At 73.7% G+C, this 1,837-nt stretch carries 3 protein-coding genes; 1 reads left to right on the plus strand and 2 read right to left on the minus strand.

Going from position 1 to position 1,837, the window contains the following annotated elements; translation table 11 throughout:
• Both KBX39_RS30345 and rapZ read right to left on the minus strand, forming a co-directional pair.
• A partial coding sequence (locus KBX39_RS30345) for a 2-phospho-L-lactate transferase CofD family protein (RefSeq protein WP_210873839.1) occupies positions 1-226 on the minus strand: 226 nt, incomplete at its 3' end.
• Positions 223-1,119 (minus strand): RNase adapter RapZ, encoded by an 897-nt coding sequence (gene rapZ / locus KBX39_RS30350; RefSeq protein WP_104113583.1) that lies wholly within the window; start codon positions 1,117-1,119, stop codon positions 223-225. The genes rapZ and KBX39_RS30345, both read right to left, overlap by 4 nt.
• A gap of 198 nt (positions 1,120-1,317) precedes the next feature.
• On the opposite strand from rapZ, the gene KBX39_RS30355 reads away from it, so the two are divergent.
• Positions 1,318-1,837 (plus strand): DEAD/DEAH box helicase (locus KBX39_RS30355; protein WP_210873841.1); only part of this gene is annotated, 520 nt, incomplete at its 3' end.

Consider the following 1,837-nt stretch of genomic DNA (forward strand, 5'->3'; position numbering starts at 1 on the left):
GGGTGGCCGGATGGTCGCCGGCCAGCGCCACGAGCGCCTGACGCAGGTCACCCGGGGGCAGGCCGCCGCGCTCCGCGCGCAGCCGCCCGCTGGACCCGCCGTCGTCGCCGACGGTGACCACCGCGGTGATGTCCAGGTCCAGTTCGGGTACGCAGTGCCGCAGCGCCCGCAGCGACGCCGAGAGCCCGTGCCCGCCACCGAAGGCGACCACCCTGGTCGGGGTCACTCCCGCCCCAGGTCCCGGTGCTGGGCGTTGGCGGCGATACCGGAGCGGCGCAGCCGGGCGGCCAGCTCCTCGGCGATCGCCACGCTGCGGTGCTTGCCGCCGGTGCAGCCGACCGCCACGGTCAGGTAGCGCTTGCCCTCCCGCTCGAAACCGGCGGTGGTGGCGTTGACCAGGTCGGCGTACCCGGCCACGAAGGCGTCCGCGCCCTCCTGGCCCAGCACGTACGCGCTGACCGCCTCCTCCCGGCCGGTGTGCTCGCGCAGCTCCGGCACCCAGTACGGGTTCGGCAGGAACCGGGCGTCCATCACGAAGTCGGCGTCCGGCGGCAGGCCGTACTTGAAGCCGAACGAGATCACGGTGATCCGCAGCCGGCGGGCGTCCTCGCCGCCGAACAGCTCCTCCACCCGGCGCCGAAGCTGGTTCACGTTCAGGTGGCTGGTGTCGATGATCACGTCGGCCTGCTCGCGTGCCTCCTCCAGCAGCGTCCGCTCGACGGCGATGCCGTCGGCCAGCCGCCCGTCGCCCTGCAGCGGGTGCGAGCGGCGCACGCTCTCGAACCGGCGGATCAGCACCTCGTCGTCGGCGTCGACGAAGACCACCCGGGGGGAGAAGCCGCGCTCGCGCAGCTCCCGGATCGCCCCGGCCAGGTCGGTGGAGAAGGCGCGCGAGCGCACGTCCAGCACCATCGCCGTACGCCGGGCCGCGCCGCCGGCCTTGAAGGCCAGCTCGGCCATGTCGAGCAGCAGCGCCTGGGGCAGGTTGTCGACCACGTAGTAGCCGACGTTCTCCAGCGCCCGGGCCACCGTGCTGCGCCCGCCGCCGGACAGCCCGGTCACCACCACCAGTGAGGTGTCCGACTCGGCCGGCGCCGTCTCCGCCTCGCTCGGCCCCAGGTCACCCGCTGTACGCGCCTCGCTCACCCGCTACCCCCAGCCGTGGCGCCGCGGCCGGTCGGCCGCGCATGGTCAATCAGCGACTCTAACGGCTGCGACCCCGTCCGGGATTCCACGGGGTGACCACCGGAACATGTCGCCACCCCCGGACCGGCTCGCCGGACGGGCGCTGTCGGGGGACGCTCGTAGACTGCGCGGATGGTCTCCCCCAGCGACGAGCGGACCACCTCCGCACCGGCCGGCTCCCCACCGACCGGCGACGCGCTCGACGTGTTGCGGCGGGTCTTCGGGTACGACGCCTTCCGCGGCTTCCAGCAGGACGTCGTCGAACACGTGGTGTCCGGCGGCGACGCGCTGGTGCTCATGCCCACCGGTGGCGGCAAGTCGCTGTGCTACCAGATCCCCGCGCTGGTCCGCGACGGCGTGGCGGTAGTGGTCTCCCCGCTGATCGCGCTCATGCAGGACCAGGTCGACGCGCTCACCGCCGTCGGCGTACGCGCCGGTTTCCTCAACTCGACGCAGGACCCGGCGCAGCGGCGCCGGGTCGAGGCGGCCTACCTGGCAGGCGAGCTGGACCTGCTCTACCTGGCCCCGGAAGGGCTGGCGGTGCGGTCCACGCTCGGCCTGCTGGAACGCGGCCGGATCGCGCTGTTCGCGATCGACGAGGCGCACTGCGTCTCGCAGTGGGGGCACGACTTCCGCCCCGACTACCTCAACC

It is taken from the genome of Micromonospora sp. D75 (genome assembly GCF_018070405.1).
Lineage (GTDB): Bacteria > Actinomycetota > Actinomycetes > Mycobacteriales > Micromonosporaceae > Micromonospora > Micromonospora chalcea.